General features: G+C 67.7%; 19 protein-coding genes and 2 pseudogenes. 9 read left to right on the forward strand and 12 right to left on the reverse strand.

All coding sequences use genetic code 11. The features are described 5' to 3' along the window. Positions 1–53 precede the first annotated feature (53 nt). The 3 genes from AC067Z_RS32185 to AC067Z_RS32195 all read right to left on the reverse strand — a co-directional run bounded on the left by AC067Z_RS32185 (position 54) and on the right by AC067Z_RS32195 (position 2553). Positions 54–365: an SCO5918 family protein gene (locus tag AC067Z_RS32185; protein ID WP_478793180.1), complete on the reverse strand. Its 312-nt coding sequence runs from the start codon at positions 363–365 to the stop codon at positions 54–56. 122 nt (positions 366–487) lie between these two features. After that, complete coding sequence (locus tag AC067Z_RS32190) at positions 488–1984, reverse strand: DEAD/DEAH box helicase (protein WP_478793181.1); 1497 nt, start codon at positions 1982–1984, stop codon at positions 488–490. 365 nt (positions 1985–2349) lie between these two features. Beyond that, on the reverse strand, positions 2350–2553 hold the full coding sequence (locus tag AC067Z_RS32195; RefSeq protein ID WP_018529187.1) for a cold-shock protein: 204 nt from the start codon (positions 2551–2553) through the stop codon (positions 2350–2352). A gap of 525 nt (positions 2554–3078) precedes the next feature. On the opposite strand from AC067Z_RS32195, the gene AC067Z_RS32200 reads away from it, so the two are divergent. The 4 genes from AC067Z_RS32200 (at position 3079) to AC067Z_RS32215 (ending at position 6007) form a co-directional block, all read left to right on the forward strand. After that, positions 3079–3603 carry a GNAT family N-acetyltransferase gene (locus tag AC067Z_RS32200; RefSeq protein WP_478793182.1) on the forward strand — a complete coding sequence of 175 codons (525 nt, stop codon included), beginning with the start codon at positions 3079–3081 and terminating at the stop codon, positions 3601–3603. 180 nt (positions 3604–3783) lie between these two features. After that, complete coding sequence (locus AC067Z_RS32205) at positions 3784–4347, forward strand: dihydrofolate reductase family protein (protein WP_478793183.1); 564 nt, start codon at positions 3784–3786, stop codon at positions 4345–4347. A 35-nt stretch (positions 4348–4382) separates the two neighbouring features. Beyond that, on the forward strand, positions 4383–4601 hold the full coding sequence (locus tag AC067Z_RS32210) for a hypothetical protein (protein WP_478793227.1): 219 nt from the start codon (positions 4383–4385) through the stop codon (positions 4599–4601). Between the two features lie 50 nt (positions 4602–4651). Continuing rightward, the gene (locus AC067Z_RS32215) at positions 4652–6007 is read left to right on the forward strand and encodes an MATE family efflux transporter (RefSeq protein WP_478793184.1); all 1356 of its coding nucleotides are present in this window, start codon (positions 4652–4654) and stop codon (positions 6005–6007) included. 278 nt (positions 6008–6285) lie between these two features. Here AC067Z_RS32215 and AC067Z_RS32220 read toward each other — a convergent pair. After that, positions 6286–6738: pseudogene (locus AC067Z_RS32220) on the reverse strand (helix-turn-helix transcriptional regulator); the annotation flags it as partial. A 265-nt stretch (positions 6739–7003) separates the two neighbouring features. Here AC067Z_RS32220 and AC067Z_RS32225 point away from each other — a divergent pair. Beyond that, positions 7004–8083 carry a right-handed parallel beta-helix repeat-containing protein gene (locus AC067Z_RS32225; RefSeq protein WP_478793185.1) on the forward strand — a complete coding sequence of 360 codons (1080 nt, stop codon included), beginning with the start codon at positions 7004–7006 and terminating at the stop codon, positions 8081–8083. Positions 8084–8291: 208 nt separating this feature from the next. Then, positions 8292–9128, forward strand: a complete 837-nt coding sequence (locus AC067Z_RS32230) for a class I SAM-dependent methyltransferase (RefSeq protein ID WP_478793186.1) — start codon at positions 8292–8294, stop codon at positions 9126–9128. Positions 9129–9268: 140 nt separating this feature from the next. Here the strand turns inward: AC067Z_RS32230 and AC067Z_RS32235 are convergent, their stop codons facing one another. The 8 genes and pseudogenes from AC067Z_RS32235 to kdpF form a co-directional block, all read right to left on the reverse strand. After that, on the reverse strand, positions 9269–9433 hold the full coding sequence (locus tag AC067Z_RS32235) for a hypothetical protein (protein ID WP_478793228.1): 165 nt from the start codon (positions 9431–9433) through the stop codon (positions 9269–9271). A gap of 43 nt (positions 9434–9476) precedes the next feature. Beyond that, positions 9477–9620 (reverse strand): hypothetical protein, encoded by a 144-nt coding sequence (locus AC067Z_RS32240; protein WP_478793187.1) that lies wholly within the window; start codon positions 9618–9620, stop codon positions 9477–9479. Then, positions 9620–12112, reverse strand: a complete 2493-nt coding sequence (locus AC067Z_RS32245; protein WP_478793188.1) for an ATP-binding protein — start codon at positions 12110–12112, stop codon at positions 9620–9622. Before AC067Z_RS32245 ends, AC067Z_RS32240 begins: the two co-directional genes overlap by 1 nt. Positions 12113–12276: 164 nt before the next feature. After that, positions 12277–12471, reverse strand: a pseudogene (locus tag AC067Z_RS32250) (response regulator transcription factor); the annotation flags it as partial. A gap of 98 nt (positions 12472–12569) precedes the next feature. Beyond that, on the reverse strand, positions 12570–13283 hold the full coding sequence (locus tag AC067Z_RS32255; RefSeq protein WP_478793189.1) for a potassium-transporting ATPase subunit C: 714 nt from the start codon (positions 13281–13283) through the stop codon (positions 12570–12572). An 8-nt stretch (positions 13284–13291) separates the two neighbouring features. Next, positions 13292–15391 carry a potassium-transporting ATPase subunit KdpB gene (gene kdpB, locus AC067Z_RS32260; protein WP_478793190.1) on the reverse strand — a complete coding sequence of 700 codons (2100 nt, stop codon included), beginning with the start codon at positions 15389–15391 and terminating at the stop codon, positions 13292–13294. Between the two features lie 24 nt (positions 15392–15415). After that, positions 15416–17080, reverse strand: a complete 1665-nt coding sequence (gene kdpA, locus AC067Z_RS32265; protein WP_478793191.1) for a potassium-transporting ATPase subunit KdpA — start codon at positions 17078–17080, stop codon at positions 15416–15418. An 8-nt stretch (positions 17081–17088) separates the two neighbouring features. Then, positions 17089–17178, reverse strand: a complete 90-nt coding sequence (gene kdpF, locus AC067Z_RS32270) for a K(+)-transporting ATPase subunit F (RefSeq protein WP_478793192.1) — start codon at positions 17176–17178, stop codon at positions 17089–17091. A gap of 474 nt (positions 17179–17652) precedes the next feature. Here kdpF and AC067Z_RS32275 point away from each other — a divergent pair, with 474 nt between their 5' ends. From AC067Z_RS32275 to AC067Z_RS32285, 3 genes are all read left to right on the forward strand, one after another. Beyond that, positions 17653–18183: a universal stress protein gene (locus tag AC067Z_RS32275; protein ID WP_478793193.1), complete on the forward strand. Its 531-nt coding sequence runs from the start codon at positions 17653–17655 to the stop codon at positions 18181–18183. Further along, positions 18183–18686 carry a hypothetical protein gene (locus AC067Z_RS32280; RefSeq protein WP_478793194.1) on the forward strand — a complete coding sequence of 168 codons (504 nt, stop codon included), beginning with the start codon at positions 18183–18185 and terminating at the stop codon, positions 18684–18686. The genes AC067Z_RS32275 and AC067Z_RS32280 overlap by 1 nt, the downstream gene beginning before the upstream one ends. A 294-nt stretch (positions 18687–18980) precedes the next feature. Beyond that, complete coding sequence (locus AC067Z_RS32285) at positions 18981–19526, forward strand: EF-hand domain-containing protein (RefSeq protein ID WP_478793195.1); 546 nt, start codon at positions 18981–18983, stop codon at positions 19524–19526. Positions 19527–19722: the final 196 nt, after the last annotated feature.

Genomic DNA, 19722 nt, shown 5'->3' on the forward strand with positions numbered 1-19722 from the left:
CGCCGGTCGAGCCCTCAGTGCTGCTCTGGTTCTGCTGTCGACTGCCCCGCTCGTTACACGGACCGGGGGACGCCCAGCAGTGCCGACGCGTTCTGGAACGCAGTGCGGGCGCCCGCAGGCGGTGCCTCGGGGGGCGCGGCGCGGCAGGTGAAGCCGAGTCGTGTCATGGCCCGGGTGACCTCGTCGGCGGTGAAGTCGCGACGGTCCTGGCGGGTGATGACTTCGCCTACCTGCTTCGCGGGGTACTGGCGACGGCCGATGATCACGGACTCACCCGTGATCGGCTCGGGCTTGACGCCCATCATCGATTCGAGCACCCCGCTCTTGGACAGGTCGAAGGGAAAACGGGCGATGACGCAGCGCATGGTGCCTCGCAGGGAGAGGGAGAAAGATCCGACCGGGAGGAGGCGGATCAACGGGAGAGAGCGAACGACCGCGGCCCAGCCGTGGTCGTCGACGACTGACGGGGACCGGAGCTCACGAGGTGCTAGGCCGCCGCGTCGAAAACGGACTGCCGCTGTGCCCCGTCACGTCGTGCCGCCTGGCCAGTCCGGCGGTCCTTGGCGCTGCGGGTGCGCCGCGTGCGGGAGGCGGGGGCTTTGCGCTTGGGGCGCTCGGCCACCGGCGCCGTGATGACCACCGGAATCCCCGACGGCGTCTGCGCGCCGGTGATGCGGCTCAGTTCGGCCTCGCCCGAGCGGACCTCGGTGGTCTGCGGGCGGATCCCGGCGTCCGACATGAGGCGGACCATGTCACGGCGCTGGTTCGGCGTGACCAGAGTGACGACGATGCCGGACTCTCCGGCGCGGGCGGTACGGCCGCCGCGGTGGAGGTAGTCCTTGTGGTCGGTCGGCGGGTCCACATTGACGACCAGGTCGAGGTTGTCGACGTGGATGCCGCGCGCCGCGACATTGGTCGCCACCAGCACCGTCACGTGGCCCGTCTTGAACTGGGCCAGGGTCCGGGTGCGTTGTGGCTGCGACTTGCCACCGTGCAGTGCGGCCGCCCGCACACCGCTGTTCAGCAGCCGGCTGGTGAGCTGGTCGACCGCGTGCTTGGTGTCCAGGAACATGATCACCCGGCCCTCTCGCGCCGCGATCTCGGTCGTCGTCCGGTGCTTGTCCGCGCCGTGCACATGAAGGACGTGGTGCTCCATCGTGGTGACCGCACCCGCGGACGGATCGACGGAGTGGACCACCGGGTCGGTCAGGTAGCGGCGGACCAGCAGGTCCACGTTGCGGTCCAAGGTGGCCGAGAACAGCATCCGCTGGCCTTCAGGACGCACCTGGTCGAGCAGTGCGGTGACCTGCGGCATGAAGCCCATGTCGGCCATCTGATCGGCCTCGTCCAGAACGGTGATGCCGACCTGGTCCAGGCGGCAGTCGCCCCGTTCGATGAGGTCCTTCAGCCGGCCCGGCGTCGCGACGACGACCTCGGCCCCACCACGCAGCGCACCGGCCTGCCTGCCGATCGACATCCCCCCGACCACCGTGGCCAGCCGCAGCTGCACGGAGCGGGCGTACGGAGCGAGCGCGTCGGTGACCTGCTGGGCCAGTTCGCGGGTGGGTACCAGCACGAGGGCCAGCGGTTGCCGCGGCTCGGCCCGCCGGCCGGCCGTACGGGCCAGCAGCGCCAGGCCGAAAGCGAGGGTCTTGCCGGACCCGGTGCGCCCTCGGCCGAGTACGTCACGGCCGGCAAGGGTGTTCGGCAGGGTCGCGCCCTGGATCGGGAACGGCACGGTCACGCCCTGCGTCCCGAGCGCGGCAAGCAGTGGTGCGGGCATGTCGAGATCGGCGAAGGTCTCGACGGCGGGCAACGCGGGCGTGATCGTCCTGGGGAGAGCGAACTCACCCTGGATCGCGGCGGGCCGGCGCCCGTTGCCACCTGAACGGCGGGGGGCACCGAAGCGGCTGCCGCCGTTTCCGGAGCCGGCACTGCGGTTACGGGTGCGTGCGAAGCGGTCGTTCGTACGTGTGCGGTTCATGCGAACCTTCCTCGATGCGGCACGTATCAAGGAATTCCCGCAGCTGTGAGCGGCACGGAGAATTGCAAGAATGAGCCGTATGAAATGCGAAAGTCACGCTGGCCGGCGGGAAATATCCGCGAGCGCAGGTGTCGAATGCGTGGCGAGATCCGTGTGCGGGATCCGCAGTATCGGCCGGGGCTCAGACGGACGTGAATCCGGAGCCTTGCGGGGGAATCTGTGCCAGGTGAGGGCGCCCTGGACTCTGCGGGAAAACTCCGCAGATGCCGTCGCCGTGACGGCGGCGGAGAGGCTGCGCCCGGGAATGCGACGAGCCGGGGCCCGCACCCCAAGGTGCGGGTCCCGGCTCGTACTGCGCGTCAGCGTCAGGCGGGAACGATGTTCTCGGCCGTCGGGCCCTTCTGGCCCTGCGCGATGTCGAAGGTCACCTTCTGGCCTTCGAGCAGCTCACGGAAGCCCTGGGCAGCGATGTTCGAGTAGTGGGCGAACACGTCAGCGCCGCCGCCGTCCTGCTCGATGAAGCCGAAACCCTTTTCGGCGTTGAACCACTTCACGGTGCCAGATGCCATGTCAAATCTCCTTCGGGGCAGTTCCCGGATCCCGCACTGTGCGGACTCCGTGTCGCCGCGATGATTGCCCCGTCCGGAAAAATGACCGGAAATACAGAAGTGCTCCCACCGACGCGAGGGCCGGATGGGGGCACTTGAAGTTTTGGGAACCACAACTGCAACTGGTAACGACAGTAGCACGACGAGATCGGCAGTGCATGGCCGGAATTTTCGCGCCGCCTGTTGCGCGAGACATTCTCATGGCGCGTTGTGTCGAATTCTCATCTCACGGACACAGATATTGGATTGCGCCGGACGAAGCGTTCTTGTGCCCGGACCACCGGCCCGCGTCGTCCGATCGGCGGGCGCGGACGGCGAGGGCCATGGCTAGGGCCCACCCATCCGGGGCGAAGGGCGGCCTGCCGAGCGGTACCGAGCCGGGAGCCCGCGAGGTGCAATCGGCGCTGCGGCGGCGCCCGGCCAGGGAGTGAGCCGTGCATCTGGGTGGCGGTGCCTCGGAGCCGGCGCTCCCGTTGGCTGAGCAGCATGGCTGAACTGCGTACCGATCGCCTCACCCTCCGTCGCTGGCGCGACTCCGACCGTGAACCGTGGGCGGCGATGAATGCCGATCCCGAGGTTCGGGAGCACTTGGGCCACCTGCTCACTCGCGAACAGAGCGATGCGTCCGTGGCGCACTTCCAGGCCGAGTTCGACCAGCGAGGCTACGGGTGGTGGGCGGTCGAGGTGCAGGGCACGGGTGAGTTCATCGGCTTCGCGGGCTTGGATCAGGTGGATGACGGCATGCCGTTCACAGGAGTGGAGATCGGCTGGCGGCTCGCCCGCTCGGCTTGGGGCCAGGGCGCGCTGACTGTCCTGGCCCAAGGCTTCAACAGTCTTGAGCCTCCCGAGATCCTCGCGGTGACAACGGCCACCAACCTCCGTTCATGGGCGGTGATGAGCCGGATCGGCATGACCCGGGACCCGGCCGACGACTTCGACGACCCCACCGCGCCCGAAGGGCCACTGCGTCCGAACGTGCTGTTCCGCATCGCCCGTGGTGCGGGGATCTGACGTTCTCCGCCGGGTCGCTTGATCAGGCTGCGGTGGCGAGTGTCCGTGTACTCGTTGGACTCGTTGAAGATCACGCACCAGAAAAAGAACCGCCTTGGCCCAGGGGATCCCGCGAGCCGCGATGAGTCCTACGGCGTCCGGCGGTCCCACTGTCGAACCCGTTACCGAGGAGGACTTCTGATGCGCAACGTGACCTATTCGATGAGCGTCTCACTCGACGGCTACATCGTCGGGCCGGACGGCGACTTCGGTTGGACGGCGCCCGAAGAGGAGGTCTTTCGCTTCTGGATCGACGAGATTCGACAGGTCGGCGTCCACCTGTTGGGACGACGGCTGTACGAGACGATGCTCTACTGGGAGACCGCCGACCAGGATCCATCGCTCGACGACTCCATGCTCGAGTGGGCCGCGCTCTGGAAGCCGCTGCCAAAGGTGGTGTTCTCCACCACGCTGTCGGCGGTGCAGGGCCATGCCCGCCTGGCCTCCGGCGGCCTGGCGCAGGAGATCGAACGGTTGCGAGCCGAGCCGGGAGAGGGCGACATCGCGATCGGCGGCGCGACCCTCGCCGCCGAGGCGGCCGCATCGGGTCTGATCGACGAGTACCAGGCCATGGTCTACCCGGTGCTGGTCGGCGGCGGCATCCCCTTCTTTCCCCAACGCGAGCGCCGGGTGGATCTCGAACTCGTCGAGACCCGCACCTTCAGCTCGAAGGTCGTCTACCTCCGCTACCGCGTGGCGCGCTAGGTGTACTGATCACGAGCGGACTGAGATCCGGACCTTTGATCGGACCGTCCCTCGATCCGTACCGGCCGCTGGACGAGTCCGCAGGGGTCGCCATCAACGTCGCCGATCCGGACGGGGCGATGCTGTTCCCGCCGGTGGTGGGCATCGTGAAGGCGCCCGACGCCAGACCATCCGCGTGCCGCTTCGCCCAGCTTCACCGACCACAGAGTGTGTGCCAGAACCCACTACTGCTCGACAATGCCACGCCCAGGTAGTACGCCGCTTCCGCTGACCTGCCGACTCCCGCAGTGTGATGATCGAGCCCGTGATCAACAAGGGAACACGACAGGCCGAGCGCAGTACGTGGATCGGGATAGCGGGGGACGCGCTCCCGCTCTACCTGACGATGATCGCCGCATCAGCCGGTGCTCTGGTCGACACAGCGCTGCTCGGAAACCACGCCACCGCCACGCTCGCGGGCTTCGCCGTCACCCTCGCCGTATTCAGCCCGGCCACCGCCACGGTGGCGGGCGCGCTGCGCGGCGTGATGCCGTTCGTCACGCCGTGCAAGGAGGATCCTGAACGTCTCCTGCCCGTGGTGCGCAGCGGGATGTGGCTGGCGATCACTGTCGGCGTGATCGCTGCCGCGGCGGTCGCGTCGGTTCCCCTGATCGGTCGGGCTGCCGGGGTTCCCGGCACCACTCTCGACGAACTGGGGATCTTCCCCCACCTGCTGGCCGGCAGCGTTCTCGCCGTCGCGGTCAGCTCGTCGGCCACGTCGGTACTGGTCGCACTCGGCCACTCCAAGCTGGTGATGCGCGCCGGACTGCTCGGCACCGCCGCGTCCGTCACGCTGTCCGTCCTGCTGGTGGGCGGGCCGGGCCCGCTGCCGAGTTACGGCCTGACCGGGGCCGGTATCGCCATGCTCGTCTCCAGCGTGATCAGCGCCTGCGTCAATCACATCACCCTCCGCCGCTCCACCGTGCTGGCCGGCCGCTCCCTGTATCCCGGAAGGCCGGACGCGCAGCAGGTCTGGAAGTTGGGCACCGTGGGGGTTCCGCTCGCCGGCACCGTACTCGTCAAGTTCGCGGTCCTGGGCGTACTGACCTTCGCCGCGGCCCGGATCGGGACGGACAGCGCCGCGGTGCACAGCGTCGGGATCTCGCTGGTCAACCTCATCTTCACGGCGGCAGTGGCGGTCGGTCAGGCCACCATCCCCCTGGTCGCCGGCTACGCGCAGAAGCGCGACACCGCGAGGATCCGTCGAAGCGTTCGGGCCGGGACGTGGCTCGCGCTGGCCGTCGTCGGGTTCATCGCAACCGCGGTGATCGTCCTCGGTCCATGGGTCGTCCCGCTGTTCACCGGGGATGCCGACGTGCGGCCGCAGATCACGGACCTACTGCCGCTGGTGCTGGCCGTGGTCGTCACCGATGCGCTGCAGGCGGTCGTCGGATTCGGCCTCATCGGCCTCAAGCGCACGGTGCCGAGTTTCGTGTCGACCTTCGTCTGCTACGGCGTCCTGGCCGCTGTCGCCGTCCCGGTCGCCGCAACGGGGGGCCTTGTCGCCCTGTGGACGGCCCTGGCCCTCGCCAACTTCCTCCAGGCGGTCAGCAAGGCGTATTCCTTCCACCGGCACAGCACGTTCGTCGAGAACCACGAACACACACCGGCCGTCGCGTGAGGCAGGTCGAGTACGACGACGCCGAGGCCCACTTCCTGGCCCGGCCAGTCCTGGCCCGCTGACGGACTGCCATCAACCTCTGGCTACGGGCCCGTGCGCCGTGCAAGGACCTGAGCTGACGGGACGCTCCCGCGGAGCGGATCGGCTGCAGCGGGGCGACGGCCTGGAGTCGGCTGCGGGACTTGACCGAGCCCGGAGTGTGGCCCCGGCGCCGACATCGACCACCGCGGCACGGCCTTCACCAAGACCTGCTGATCAGCTACGCCGTGGTACACGGTTCAGAACGCGCCCGACGTGTGCAGGCGGTTGGCGTCCTCGCTGGGTGGTGTGCCGAGGAGCCGGCGGTACTCGCGGCTGAACTGGGACGGGCTGTCGTATCCCACGCGGTGGCTGATGCCGGTGACATCTTTGGGGTGCGTGGCCAGTAGGAGCCGCGCCTCCTGGAGCCGAATCTGCTTCTGGAACTGGATGGGGCTCATCCCCGTGACGGCCTGGAAGTTCCGGTGGAAGGCCGATGCGCTCATGCCGATCAGCTGCGCCACGTCATCCACCCGGAAGGACTTCGCATAGTTCTCACGGATCCATCCCACTGCTCGGGCGATGTGGGAGAGGTTGCTGTCGGCAAGGCCGAGCTGGCGGACGGTCGGGCCCTGGTCGCCCGTGATCAACCGCCAGAGGATCTCCCGCTTGACGAGCGGTGCCAGCACGTCGATGTCGCGAGGCTGGTCCAGTGGCACAGGTCGACATGCGGTAACGATATGTAATTAATACATTACACATAGTCGCCCCTGTGGCGCACCGGCGCCTGCGTCTCGGGACGGTGTATGCCACCGACCTGGAAGAGGAAAGGCCATGCGCAGACTCAGAGCCCTTGCAGGCGTAGCCGTGACGGTCGCGGCTGTCGCTGCCGCCACCGCACTCCCGGCCACCGCCGTTGATCGGGACAGACAGAGGGTCCGGTGTGATGAAGAAGCCCTTGTCCGAGCGATCCGGGACGTGAACACCTCCGGCGGAGGGACCCTGACGCTCGCCCGCAAGTGCACCTACACCCTCACCGCGCCCGACAACGACGCCAACGGCCTGCCAGTGATCACCAGCGAGATCACCATTCGCGGCAGCGGAAGCACCATCAGGCGCAGCACGGAGACGGGAACGCCGGAGTTCCGCATCTTCCAGGTCGACGGCCCCGGAGGAGATCTCACACTCGAACACCTCACCGTCCGCGACGGGCGCGCGCCGGCGATCAGTGACGGCGGCGGCATCTGGGTCCGCGACGGCGAGCTCACACTCGACAGGGTCGAGATCACCAAGAACTCCGCCACCGGTGACGGAGGAGGAATCGGCGCCGAGAACAGCACGGTCACTGTCCGCCACAGCACTCTCAGCCGCAACACAGCTGATTTGGCCAACGGCGGCGGGATCGAGCTGACCAATGGCACCGCAGAGTTCCTGGACAGCACCGTCACCGGCAATGTCGCCTCTTCGAACGGCGGCGGCATCTACGGCCCGACCACCACAACGACCCTCAGGAACACCAAGGTCGCCCATAACGCCGGCGGCGGAAACGGCGGCGGCATCTACGCCTTCGGCGACTCGACGAAGACCCTCCTCCACACCGAGGTCACCGGTAACAACGCCGGCGCCTTCGGCGGCGGCATCTTCGGCAACGTGGCTGTCGACGACGGCAGGATCACCCGCAATTCGGCGGACAGCGGCGGTGGTCTCTATGTCTTGGGGGACGACAGGACGACCACTCTCGACGACACCGTCGTTTACCACAACACGGCTTCCGACGGCCGAGGCGGCGGCATCCTGAACAGGGAAGTACTGGAAGTCAACAGGAGCCGCATCGACGCCAACCAGGCCACCAACGCGGAAGGCGGCGGCCTCTCCAACCAGGACACCGACGCCCAAGCAACGCTCACGAACAGCTCGGTCACCTACAACTTCGCCAACACCGCTCCGGCCGGCATCTACAACCAGGCCACGGTGACATTGGTCTCCACCCCTGTGGTGAACAACATCCCCACCAACTGCCAGGGCAGCCCCTCGCCGGTACCCGGCTGCGCCGACTGACGCGACCTCATGGCTGCCGGCTCTGCTGAGCGGTGGCCCTGCGCGAGCGATCGCGCAGGGCCACCGCCGTCATGTCGGATCAGTGCACTGCGCGCGCATCGGCATGCCGGCCGGCAGCAGTACACGCGAGCCACGCTGGTGGCCTGACCACGCGCTCATGCCCATGCAGAGACGTTGTTGCTGTTGTTGCCTCAGGCTTTGGCTGACCATGATCGGGCGTCTGGGCCGTACGAAAAGACCAAACATCGACGACGCAGATCATGTCAGGATGCTCGGCATGTCTGGACGCGCACTGAGCTTCGGAGCGATGGCGGAAGCATACGAACGGTTCCGGCCGGGGTATCCCGTGGAGCTCTTCGACTCGGTGTTGGCGTACGCGGGTCAGCCGGTTCGGACTGCCCTCGAGATTGGCGCCGGGACAGGCAAAGCAACCCGCCTGTTCGCTCAACGGGGGGTCACGGTCACCGCGACCGAGCCTGACGGGGCGATGCTCGCCGAGCTGCGCAAGCACGTGCCGGCAAGCGTCAGGACGGTGCGAGCCGCGTTCGAGGACGTGCGCCCGGGCGAGAGGTACGGGCTGGTTTATGCGGCAGCAGCGCTGCATTGGACGAACCCGGAGGGTCGGTGGTCACGCATGGCCGCGCTGTTGGAGCCGGGCGGCGTGTTCGCCTCGTTCGGCGGGCCGATCCGACTGGCCGACCCGGCTGTGGAGGAAGCTGTTCGCGCGGCACGAGCACCGTTTCTGGAGAGCGACGAGGTTCCGTCCCCGGACGGGACACCTCCGGAGCATGACATGCAGTGGCCGGGTACGGAGCTCCAACGGTCCGAGTGTTTCACCGGCGTTCAACAGTCCATGATCGAACGGCGCTTGACGATGAGTGCGCGCGACTACGTTGGCCAGCTCTCGACCATCTCGGCCTATCTCGTACTGCCGACCGTGGAGCAGGAGCAGGTGTTTGGCCAGATCATGCAGGTTCTGCCTGAGAGGGTCGAGATTGCCGCCGACATCACCGTCCATCTCGCGCGTCGGCGCCACGAGCGGTAGCACCTCCCCCATCAGATATCCGCGGTGCCGCAGAGACGCCGGTGGGCAGCAGCGAGTCCTCGTACGTGTTGGTGCCGACGAGTAGACGGCGAATCCCCGTCAGCTGGTGGTAGCGCCGTAGCGTCCTCCGAATCCGGCCACTACGACACCAAGGCGGCCAGGTCCCAGGCGCGGATCACGCCGTCCAGGCCGGCGCTCAGGGCGACTTCGCGGCCGCTGAGCATGGTGGTCCGCACCACCGCGACGCCGCCCCGATGGCCGGTCAGCGGGGCACCGACTCCCCCGCCCTCGGCCAGGTCCCACACACGTACGGTCGCGTCCGCACCCCCGGTTACCGCGAAGGACCTGTCACCGCTTCTGCCACAGGTCCCGCCGCGGGTCCCAGGTCCACACGGCATCGTCGCGGTCGGCGCAGACCACGAGCGGACCGCCGCCCACCTCGACCACCGCAAGGTCGGTGATCAGGGACGAGGAAGGTATTTCGCTGCTCATCAGGTGGGCAGGGTGATGGTCATTGTCATGCCGCCGCCGGGCGTGTCCTCGGCGTTCAGAGTGCCGCCGATCGCCTCGATGAAGCCGCGCGCCACAGCGAGGCCGAGGCCGACTCCGGCGCCGCGCGGGGCGTCGCCGTAGCGCTGGAAGGGCTCGAAGATGTTCTCTTTGGCGTCGTCGGGGACGCCCGGACCCCGGTCGACCACCCGCAGTTCGACGCGGTTGGCGAGGGCGCTGGCCGAGACATGGACGGCCTGGCTGTCGGGGCTGTACTTGACGGCGTTCTCGACGAGGTTGGCGACGGCTCGTTCGAGTAGACCGCGGTCGACGGCGACCATCGGGAGGGTCTCGGGGATGTCGAGCTCGACGCTCCCCTCGGGTACACCGCCCAACGCCATGGGGACGACTTCGTCGAGGTCGGTCTCCCGGATGAGCGGGGTGACCGTGCCGGTCTGGAGGCGCGACATGTCCAGGAGGTTGCCCACGAGATGGTCGAGGCGATCGGCCCCCTCCTCGATTCCTGCGAGCAGCTCGGCCTGGTCCGTCTCGGACCATTCGACGTCGTCGGAGCGGAGCGAGGTGACGGCGGCCTTGATGCCCGCAAGCGGGGTGCGCAGGTCGTGGCTGACTGCGGCGAGCAGGGCCGTACGGATCTGATTGCCCTCGGCGAGTTCGCGTGCTTGCGTCGCTTCGCCCACGAGTCGCTGCCGGTCGAGTACGACAGCAGCCTGGGCGGCGAAGGCGCCGAGGACCCGGCGGTCCTCGGCGGGGAGCGCACGTCCTGACAGGGCCAGGGCCATGGTGTCGCCGATGGGCATGTCGACGTCCGCATCCTCGGGCCGTGCGACCGGACGGTTGCCGACGGCGGCGGTCGTCGACCATGCCTCGACTTCGCTCGCGCGTTCCAGCAATGCCACGGAGTCCATGGCGAAGGTTTCGCGGAGACTCTCGAGCAGGGCATTGAGTGAGTCTTCGCCGCGCAGGACGCTGCCGGCGAGGAAGGAGAGGATCTCGGACTCGGCGCGCAACCGGGCTGCCTGGTGGGTACGACGGGCAGCCAGGTCGACGACGGAGGCCACGGATACCGCCACTCCGACGAAGATCGCGATGGCGACGATGTTCCGGGGGTCGGAGATAGTGAGCTGATACAGCGGCGGTGTGAAGTAGTAGTTCAGGAGCAGGGAGCCGACGGCTGCCGACGCCAGCGCGGGGAGCAGACCGCCCACCAGCGCCGCCGCCACTGTGCACGTGAGGAAGAGCAGCATGTCGTTCGCGAGCCCGAGGTCGGGAACGGCGGTGTTGAGCAGCTGGGTGAGCAGGGCCGGACCCGCGATGCCGACCAGCCAGGCCCAGATGATGCGGGAGCGGCCCAGACGTGCCCCCCGGGCGACGGGGAGACCCCGGCCTTTGGCCGCTGCGTCATGGGTGACCATGTGGACGTCCAGGTCGGGACCCGACTCGCGGGCCACTGTGGCGCTGACGCCGGGGCCGAGGACGTACTGCCAGGCTTTGCGGCGGCTGACTCCGAGGACGATCTGGGTGGCGTTGACCCCGCGGGCGAATTCCAGGAGGGAGCGTGGGACGTCGTCGCCGATGACGTGGTGGAAGGTGCCGCCGAGGTCCTCCACCAGTGCGCGCTGGACGGTCAGCTCCTTGGGCGAGGCAGAGGTCAGTCCGTCGCTGCGGGCGACATAGACGGCGAGGACCTCGCCTCCCGCGCCCTTCTCCGCCAGCCGGGCCGCACGGCGGATGAGCGTGCTGCCTTCCGGACCGCCGGTGAGACCGACGACGATCCGCTCCCGGGCCTGCCAGGTGGAGCGGATGTTGTGATCGCTCCGGTACTCCTGCAGGTACTCGTCGACCCTGTCGGCGACCCAGAGCAGGGCGAGTTCGCGCAGGGCGGTGAGGTTGCCGGGGCGGAAGTAGTTCGAGAGCGCCGCGTCGACCCGGTCCGGCTTGTAGATGTTGCCGTGCGCCATGCGTCGGCGCAGGGCCTGCGGCGACATGTCCACGAGTTCGATCTGGTCGGCGTGGCGTACGACTTCGTCGGGCACGGTCTCGCGCTGCCGTACGCCGGTTATCGACTCGACCACATCGCCGAGCGACTCCAGATGCTGGATGTTGACGGTGGAGACGACATCGATGCCCGCCTGTAGCAGCTCCTCCACGTCCTGCCAGCGCTTGGGGTTGCGCGAGCCGGGCACGTTCGTGTGGGCGAGTTCGTCCACCAGCGCGACGGAGGGGCGCCGTTGCAGCACCGCGTCCACGTCCATTTCGGTGAAGGTGCTGTCCCGGTAGTCGATTTCACGGCGCTGGACGAGGTCCAGGCCGTGCAGCATGACCTCGGTGCGTGGCCGGTCGTGGTGCTCGACAAAACCGACGACGATGTCGGTGCCGCGCTCGATCCTTCGATGGGCCTCGGCAAGCATGGCGTACGTCTTGCCGACGCCCGGTGCCGCGCCGAGGTAGATCCGAAGCTTGCCGCGTCCCATGATGCCGACTTCTCTTGTGGGCTGACTGGTCTGTGAGCGGTCCAGTGGCCGTCCGCGGGCGTGAGCCGTCACGGTTCGAAGCGATACCCCATGCCGGGCTCGGTGATCAGATACCGCGGGTGCGACGGGTCCGCTTCCAATGCGTCGCAGCTGGGCAATGCAGACCTGACCACATCGATGCCGTCCATGTCGGGCAGTCCGAGGTCCAGGACGATGGCGTCCGGCCGGTAGGAGGCCGTCAGCCGGATGGCCGCCTTGCCGTCGGCAGCCGTTTCGACGTCGAACGTGCGCGCCTGGAGATTGATCTTGAGTGCGCGGACGAGTTGAGGATCGTCCTCCACCACCAGCACCCGGGTCATCGGTGTGCAGCCTTCCGTTCGTTGAGGGCGCAGGAAGGCGCCGACTGGGCGCGGATGCTCCGCGCCCAGTCGGCCACCTGTCCGTGCGAGGTGCACCATCAGCTCTTCGTCAGTTCCTTGAGCGCGATGTTGAGCTCCAGGACGTTGACGCGTGGTTCGCCGATGAAGCCGAGCATCCGGCCGTCGGTGTGATCGGCGACGAGCTTCTCGACCTGCTTGACGTCGAGGTCGTTCTTCTCGGCGACGCGCTGGACCTGGAGCTTTGCGTACTCCGGGGAGATGTCCGGGTCCAGGCCCGAGCCGGACGAGGTGACGGCATCAGCCGGCACGTCCGAGCGCTCGACCTTGTAGGTGGCGGTGGAGTTGTCGTTGATGACGGCGTCCTTGGCAGCGACGACCTGGGCGCAGAGACTGCCTTCCTCCGCGTCCTGCGGGCAGCGGCCGTTGACCGCGCCGTTGTCACCCGACCGGTTGGTCGCGCCGGACAGGAGCAGCGAGTACTGCGTGTTGACGCTGTTGGAGCCGAGGCCGTTGGACGGGCGCGGCTGGAACCACTTCAGGTCCGCAACCGCCGCCTCCTCCGCGTCGTTCGGGTCCTTCTTCGGCAGGTTGTAGGTCTGGCCGATGAGGTCGGAGCCGACGACCTTGCCGCCGGACGTGATCTCGGAGCCATTGGCCTTGTCGCTGAACAGTGCCTGGGCGACGCCGGTGACGGCGAGCGGATAGAGGACTCCGCAGATGACGGTCAGGACCAGCAGGGCCCGCAGCCCGGCCCCGATGAGCCGTGCGGTGCTGGAGACGGAATTGTTCATGGTGGTCGTCACCCGATGCCAGGGATGGAGGAGATGAGCAGGTCGATGAGCTTGATGCCGATGAACGGGGCGATCAGGCCGCCGAGGCCGTAGATCCCCAGATTGCGGCGGAGCATCTTGTCCGCGCTGGTCGGCCGATAGCGCACACCCTTCAGGGCGAGCGGCACCAGCGCGATGATGATCAGCGCGTTGAAGATGACTGCCGAGAGGATCGCGGACTGGGGCGAGGACAGGTTCATGATGTTGAGCTTGTCCAGCGACGGATACGCGACGGCGAACATGGCGGGGATGATCGCGAAGTACTTCGCCACGTCGTTGGCGATGGAGAACGTGGTCAGCGCGCCGCGCGTGATGAGGAGTTGCTTGCCGATCTCGACGATCTCGATGAGCTTGGTCGGGTTGGAGTCCAGGTCCACCATGTTCCCGGCCTCCTTGGCGGCCGAGGTGCCGGTGTTCATGGCCACGCCGACGTCGGCCTGCGCGAGCGCCGGGGCGTCGTTGGTGCCGTCGCCGGTCATCGCGACGAGCTTGCCGCCTGCCTGCTCGCGCTTGATCAGCGCCATCTTGTCCTCGGGTGTCGCCTCCGCGAGGAAGTCGTCGACCCCTGCCTCGTCGGCGATCGCCTTCGCGGTCAGCGGGTTGTCACCCGTGATCATGACCGTCTTGATGCCCATCCGGCGCAGTTCGTCGAACCGCTCCCGCATGCCCTCCTTGACGACGTCCTTGAGGTGGATGACGCCCAGCACGCGGGCGCCGTCGGCGTCCTCGACCGCCACCAGCAGCGGGGTGCCGCCGGCCTGCGAGATCTTGTCGGCCGCCTGGTCGGCGTCGTCGGCGACCTGGCCGCCGCGCTCCTTGACCCAGGCGATCACCGAACCGGTCGCGCCCTTGCGTACCTTGCGGGCCTCGCCGTTCTCGGAGAGGTCCACGCCGCTCATGCGGGTCTGTGCGGTGAAGGCGATCCACCCGGCGTCCGCCAGCTCACCCTGCTGGCGGTCGCGCAGGCCGTACTTCTCCTTCGCCAGGACGACGATGGAACGTCCCTCGGGCGTCTCGTCGGCGAGCGACGAGAGCTGTGCGACGTCCGCAAGCCTCGCCTCGGTGACGCCCTTGACCGGGACGAACTCGGCGGCCTGACGGTTGCCCAGGGTGATGGTGCCGGTCTTGTCGAGCAGCAGCGTCGACACGTCGCCCGCGGCCTCGACCGCGCGGCCGGACATCGCGAGCACATTGCGCTGCACAAGCCGGTCCATGCCGGCGATACCGATCGCGGACAGGAGCGCGCCGATGGTGGTCGGGATCAGGCAGACCAGCAGCGCGACCAGCACGATCATGGTCTGCTTCTCGCCCGCGTAGATCGCGAACGGCTGCAGCGTCACGACCGCGAGCAGGAAGACGATCGTGAGCGAGGCGAGCAGGATGTTGAGCGCGATCTCGTTGGGTGTCTTCTGCCGGGCGGCCCCCTCGACGAGGGCGATCATGCGGTCGATGAAGGTCTCGCCCGGTTTCGTCGTGATGCGGACGACGATCCGGTCGGAGAGCACCTTCGTGCCGCCGGTGACCGCGCTGCGGTCGCCGCCGGACTCGCGGATGACCGGAGCCGATTCGCCGGTGATGGCCGACTCGTCGACCGAGGCAACACCCTCGACGACGTCTCCGTCGCCGGGGATGATGTCGCCCGCCTCACAGACGACCAGGTCACCGATACGCAGGTCAGTGCCGGGCACGCGCTCCTCGGTCTTGCCGACGAGGCGGCGTGCGACCGTGTCGGTCTTGGCCTTGCGCAGGGTGTCTGCCTGCGCCTTGCCGCGGCCCTCGGCCACCGCCTCCGCCAGATTGGCGAAGATCGTGGTCAGCCACAGCCAGGCGGCGATCGCCCAGCCGAACCAGTCGGTCGGGTCCTTGATCGCATAGATCGTGCTCAGCACGGAGCCGACCAGGACCACGAACATGACCGGAGACTTGATCATGACGCGCGGGTCGAGCTTGCGGATCGCGTCGGGGAACGACTTGATCATCTGACGGGGGTCGAACAGTCCGCCGCCGACACGTCCGGCCTGCGCGTGGCCGGCGGACAGGTCCTGGTGCGGAGCGCGGGTCTCAGTCACGGTGGTGCTTCTTCACGTCGATGGTCATGACGCGAGCCCTTCGGCGAGCGGCCCCAGCGCCAGGGCCGGGAAGTAGGTCAGACCAGTGATGATCAGGATGGTGCCGACGAGCAGGCCCGTGTAGAGGGGCTTGTCGGTGCGCAGGGTGCCCCCGGTCTCAGGGATCGGCTTCTGCTCGGCGAGCGAGCCGGCCAGCGCCAGCACGAACACGATGGGCAGGAACCGGCCGAGCAGCATCGCGAGACCGATGGTGCTGTTGAACCACTGGGTGTCGGCGTTGAGTCCGGCGAACGCGGAGCCGTTGTTGTTGGCGCCCGAGGTGTAGGCGTACAGGATCTCGGAGAAGCCGTGCGCGCCGGCGTTCGTCATCGAGTTCGCCGGCGTCGACAGAGTCATCGCCGCTGCGGTGAAGCACAGCACGAGCGCCGGGGTGATGAGGATGTAACAGGCCGCCAGCTTGATCTCGCGGGTGCCGATCTTCTTGCCGAGGTACTCGGGGGTGCGGCCGACCATCAGACCGGCGATGAACACCGCGATGATCGCCATGATCAGCATGCCGTAGAGGCCGGAGCCGACACCGCCGGGCGCGATCTCGCCCAGCTGCATGCCGAGCATCGTGATACCGCCACCGAAGCCGGTGAAGGAGGAGTGGAAGGAGTTCACCGCGCCGGTCGAGGTGAGGGTGGTGGCCACCGCGAAGATCGACGAACCGCCGATGCCGAAGCGGGTCTCCTTGCCCTCCATCGCACCGCCGGCAACCTCGAACGCCGGTCCGTGATGCGCGAACTCGGTCCACATCATCAGCGCCGTGAAGCCGAGCCAGATCGTGACCATCACACCGAGGATCGCGTAGCCCTGCTTCAGCGAGCCGACCATCCTGCCGAAGGTGCGGGTCAGCGCGAACGGGATCAGCAGGATCAGGAAGATCTCGAACAGGTTCGACAGGCCATTGGGGTTCTCGAAGGGGTGGGCCGAGTTGGCGTTGAAGTAGCCGCCACCGTTGGTGCCCAGTTCCTTGATGGCCTCCTGCGAGGCCACCGCGCCGCCGTTCCACTGCTGGGTGCCGCCCATGAACTGGCCGACCTCGTGGATGCCGGCGAAGTTCTGGATGGCGCCGCAGGCGACGAGCACAACGGCGCCGATCACGGAGATCGGCAGCAGGATGCGGACGGTGCCGCGCACCAGGTCGGACCAGAAGTTGCCGAGCTCTCCGGTGCGCGAGCGGGCGAAGCCACGTACCAGCGCCACCGCGACAGCCATGCCGACGGCCGCGGAGACGAAGTTCTGCACCGCCAGGCCGCCGGTCTGGACGACATGGCCCATGGCCTGCTCGCCGTAGTACGACTGCCAGTTGGTGTTCGCCACGAACGACGCGGCCGTGTTGAACGCCTGGTCCGGGTCGATGGAGGAGAAGCCGAGCGAGCCGGGCAGACTGCCCTGGACACGCTGTAGCAGATAGAGGAAGAGCACACTCACCGCGGAGAAGGCGAGAACACCGCGCAGATAGGCGGGCCAGCGCATCTCGACGTTCGGGTTGGCGCCGATCGCCTTGTAAATCCATTTCTCCGGCCGGTAATGCCTTTCGGAGGAATAGACACGGGCCATGTAATCGCCCAGCGGGCGGTACGCGAGAGCCAGTGCGGCGATCAGTGCGAGGAGCTGGAGCACACCAGCGAGTTGGGGACTCATGGTGCCGCTCAGAACCTCTCCGGGTACACGAGGGCAAGGACGAGGTAACCGAGCAGGGCGACGGCCACGATCAGGCCGACGATGTTCTCGACGGTCACAGTTTCGCCACCCCCTTGGCGATGAGAGCCACCAGCGCGAAAACCGCGATCGTGGTGACGACGAAGGCCACGTCGGCCATCGTGAGCTCCTGGGTGAAGTGATGAGATGGAATCGGCCATGCGGCCGAATCTCAGCAAACCTCCACTTGGGCCGGGGGTTAAGGGGCCTTGATGGAGCCCTTACGGATGACCGGAATCCCTTAACGGATTCCTTGCGTCGGGCGTGACCGTGGTCACCCGGAGGGCCGCTGTCAGCGACCTTTTGACGAAGGCCATACGGCTTCCCAGCTGCCGTATCAGGAGCGCATGAAGACTCCGGCACCCGGCGTATGCATTCCGCCAAGAACGCTTCTCACCGGTTCGTCGTGATCCGACGCTGGCATCACTTTGTCCAACGGAGGTACCGCACACGATGTCGATCAACACACAGCTTCCATGAGATAGCCGGAAGGGGCAGACAGGGAGGGAGCGCCGATGCGCGAACCAGCGAACGATTCCCGCCGCCGAGTCGTGGTCGGCGTGAGCGGCAGCCCGTGCAGTCTCACGGCACTGCACCGGGCCGCCGACGAGGCCCGGATGAGGGACGCGGAGCTGTGGGCAGTGCTGGCGTGGAAACCGGCCGGCGATCTCAGCCGCTCCTGCGTGTTGCCCTCGCTGTACGCGGACTCCCGATCCGTGGCCGTCGAGCGGCTGCGTGACATCCTCGACACGGCGTTCGGCGCCGTGAAGCCCGGCGTCACTCTGGCCGGACTGACCGTTTGCGGTACACCAGGCGCCGCCCTGGTGGATGTCGCGCGTCACCCGCAGGACGTTCTCGTCGTGGGCAGCGGGAAGGGCGGTTCCCTGCGGCGCTCGCTGATGCCGTCCGTTGCCCGCTACTGCCTGACGCACGCGCGCTGCCCTGTGCTGACGGTGCCCCCCTCACCACTCGAGGCCGACCTCGCCGCCGCGCATCGGCGCAACGTCCTGCGGATCCCGCTGGACACACGAGAACTGGCCGAGTGATGGCGCGGTGCACGCGCGACGTACGCTGGGCAGGCGACGCCCTTTCGGCCGTCGGAGTCGCCACACTTCTCCCGCTCCTGCTCCTGGGCGTCGACGCGGCTGCGGGCTCCACCACCGTTGGGCGAGCCCTGCTCTGGGCGGCGTTGGGCGTCATCCTGTTCAGCGTCCTGTGGCCGACCTCCGTCACGGCCGCCCCGGGCCTTCTCCTCTCCCGCGGACTCGTCCGCCGACAGCACGTCCACACCGACCGGCTCGCCTCGGTCTCATGGCACGACGGGGTCTCGCAGCGCCTCATCCTGTGGGACACCGAAGGCAACCGCCTCGAACTCGATCCCCGCGTCCTCGTCGTCAACCCGCCCCTGTGGCAACTCCTGGACACGGGTGCCCGCACAAGCATCGCCCGCGGCACCCTGACCACTGGCCGACTGCCCCTGCAGCGGCTGTCCTTGCACATCGACCAGGAGCTGGCCCTCACCGTCTTCATGATCTCCGACCTGCGCTGACCATACGCAATGTCACCGCCGCCGCACCGGGCTGACGGCGCTTGACGGAGCTGTTGTGCCAAGAGCTCGGAAGCTGGTCCACCCCGGCTGCCTGCAAATACCCCCAGTGCTTCACCGGCATGCACCCGGTGACACACCCGACCGAGTCGGCTCGCGGCATGATCATTCGGCAAGGGATGAACCTCTGGCACCCTTTGGACGTCTGGTACGTCGACGTTCCTGCTCGCGGCCCGGGACCGCAAGCAGCAGGCACGGACCATCGTCAATGAGATCCAGCGAGAGGACACGGAACGCATGGTGACATCCGATCCGATCACCCGTCGGCTGCAGCGGCTGTTCGCGGCCCTTGACACCGACGGAGAAGGCTTTGTGACGTGGGGTACCTACCAGCGGATCGTGGACAGGTACTCGACCGGCTACGCGTTGGCGAAGAGTGACACGAGGATCAAGGACCTGGAGAGGGCGTACTGGGCGCAGTGGCTGGGGCTCCTGTCGCAGGCGACCCCGGGGCAGGACCGTCTGTCCCGCGACGAGTTCGTCGCGGCGCACCGCGCTGTGGGGTACGGCTCGCATGCGGCGCAGTTGCTGGAGGACCTGGCGCAGGCCGTTTTCCATGTCCTGGACGTCGACGGCGACAAGCGGATCAGCCAGGACGAGTTCGCCAGGTACCTCGATTTCTGCGAGATTTCCAGCTCTGACGCCGCGATCATCTTCCGCCGGCTGGACCTGGACGGTGACGCGTTCATCTCCCAGCGAGAGGTTGCCAGGTCCCTCCGCGCCTTCCACTTGTACAACGACGACCTCAACACGCCGGGCGGCATCTTCCTCGGGCTCTACTGAAGGAGTGTCTCGAACTCGCCGATGAGAACAGTGACATGAACGAGCTGAGACGCCGCGCTGACAAAGGCATCCCGCCATGGGACCGAGACGCTCCACCCGAAGTACAGCCGGCGGCCTTGGTGTCGAAGGTCTGGGTGACGGTTCCCGCGGTGCAGGCACCGTTGAGGTCCAGCGACTGCGCGCCCTCGGAGCCGAC

This window comes from Streptomyces sp. NPDC043812, from assembly GCF_056436245.1.

Bases quoted from the DNA above. Each gene is read 5' to 3' on its own strand.
- AC067Z_RS32190 (WP_478793181.1), bottom strand. From the start codon at position 1,984: ATGAACCGCACACGTACGAACGACCGCTTCGCACGCACCCGTAACCGC.
- AC067Z_RS32255 (WP_478793189.1), bottom strand. From the start codon at position 13,283: ATGAACAATTCCGTCTCCAGCACCGCACGGCTCATCGGGGCCGGGCTG.
- AC067Z_RS32205 (WP_478793183.1), top strand. From the start codon at position 3,784: ATGCGCAACGTGACCTATTCGATGAGCGTCTCACTCGACGGCTACATC.
- AC067Z_RS32195 (WP_018529187.1), bottom strand. From the start codon at position 2,553: ATGGCATCTGGCACCGTGAAGTGGTTCAACGCCGAAAAGGGTTTCGGC.
- AC067Z_RS32245 (WP_478793188.1), bottom strand. From the start codon at position 12,112: ATGGGACGCGGCAAGCTTCGGATCTACCTCGGCGCGGCACCGGGCGTC.
- AC067Z_RS32275 (WP_478793193.1), top strand. From the start codon at position 17,653: ATGCGCGAACCAGCGAACGATTCCCGCCGCCGAGTCGTGGTCGGCGTG.
- AC067Z_RS32240 (WP_478793187.1), bottom strand. From the start codon at position 9,620: ATGAGCAGCGAAATACCTTCCTCGTCCCTGATCACCGACCTTGCGGTG.
- AC067Z_RS32230 (WP_478793186.1), top strand. From the start codon at position 8,292: ATGATCGGGCGTCTGGGCCGTACGAAAAGACCAAACATCGACGACGCA.
- AC067Z_RS32285 (WP_478793195.1), top strand. From the start codon at position 18,981: ATGGTGACATCCGATCCGATCACCCGTCGGCTGCAGCGGCTGTTCGCG.
- AC067Z_RS32185 (WP_478793180.1), bottom strand. From the start codon at position 365: ATGCGCTGCGTCATCGCCCGTTTTCCCTTCGACCTGTCCAAGAGCGGG.
- AC067Z_RS32200 (WP_478793182.1), top strand. From the start codon at position 3,079: ATGGCTGAACTGCGTACCGATCGCCTCACCCTCCGTCGCTGGCGCGAC.
- AC067Z_RS32280 (WP_478793194.1), top strand. From the start codon at position 18,183: ATGGCGCGGTGCACGCGCGACGTACGCTGGGCAGGCGACGCCCTTTCG.
- kdpA (WP_478793191.1), bottom strand. From the start codon at position 17,080: ATGAGTCCCCAACTCGCTGGTGTGCTCCAGCTCCTCGCACTGATCGCC.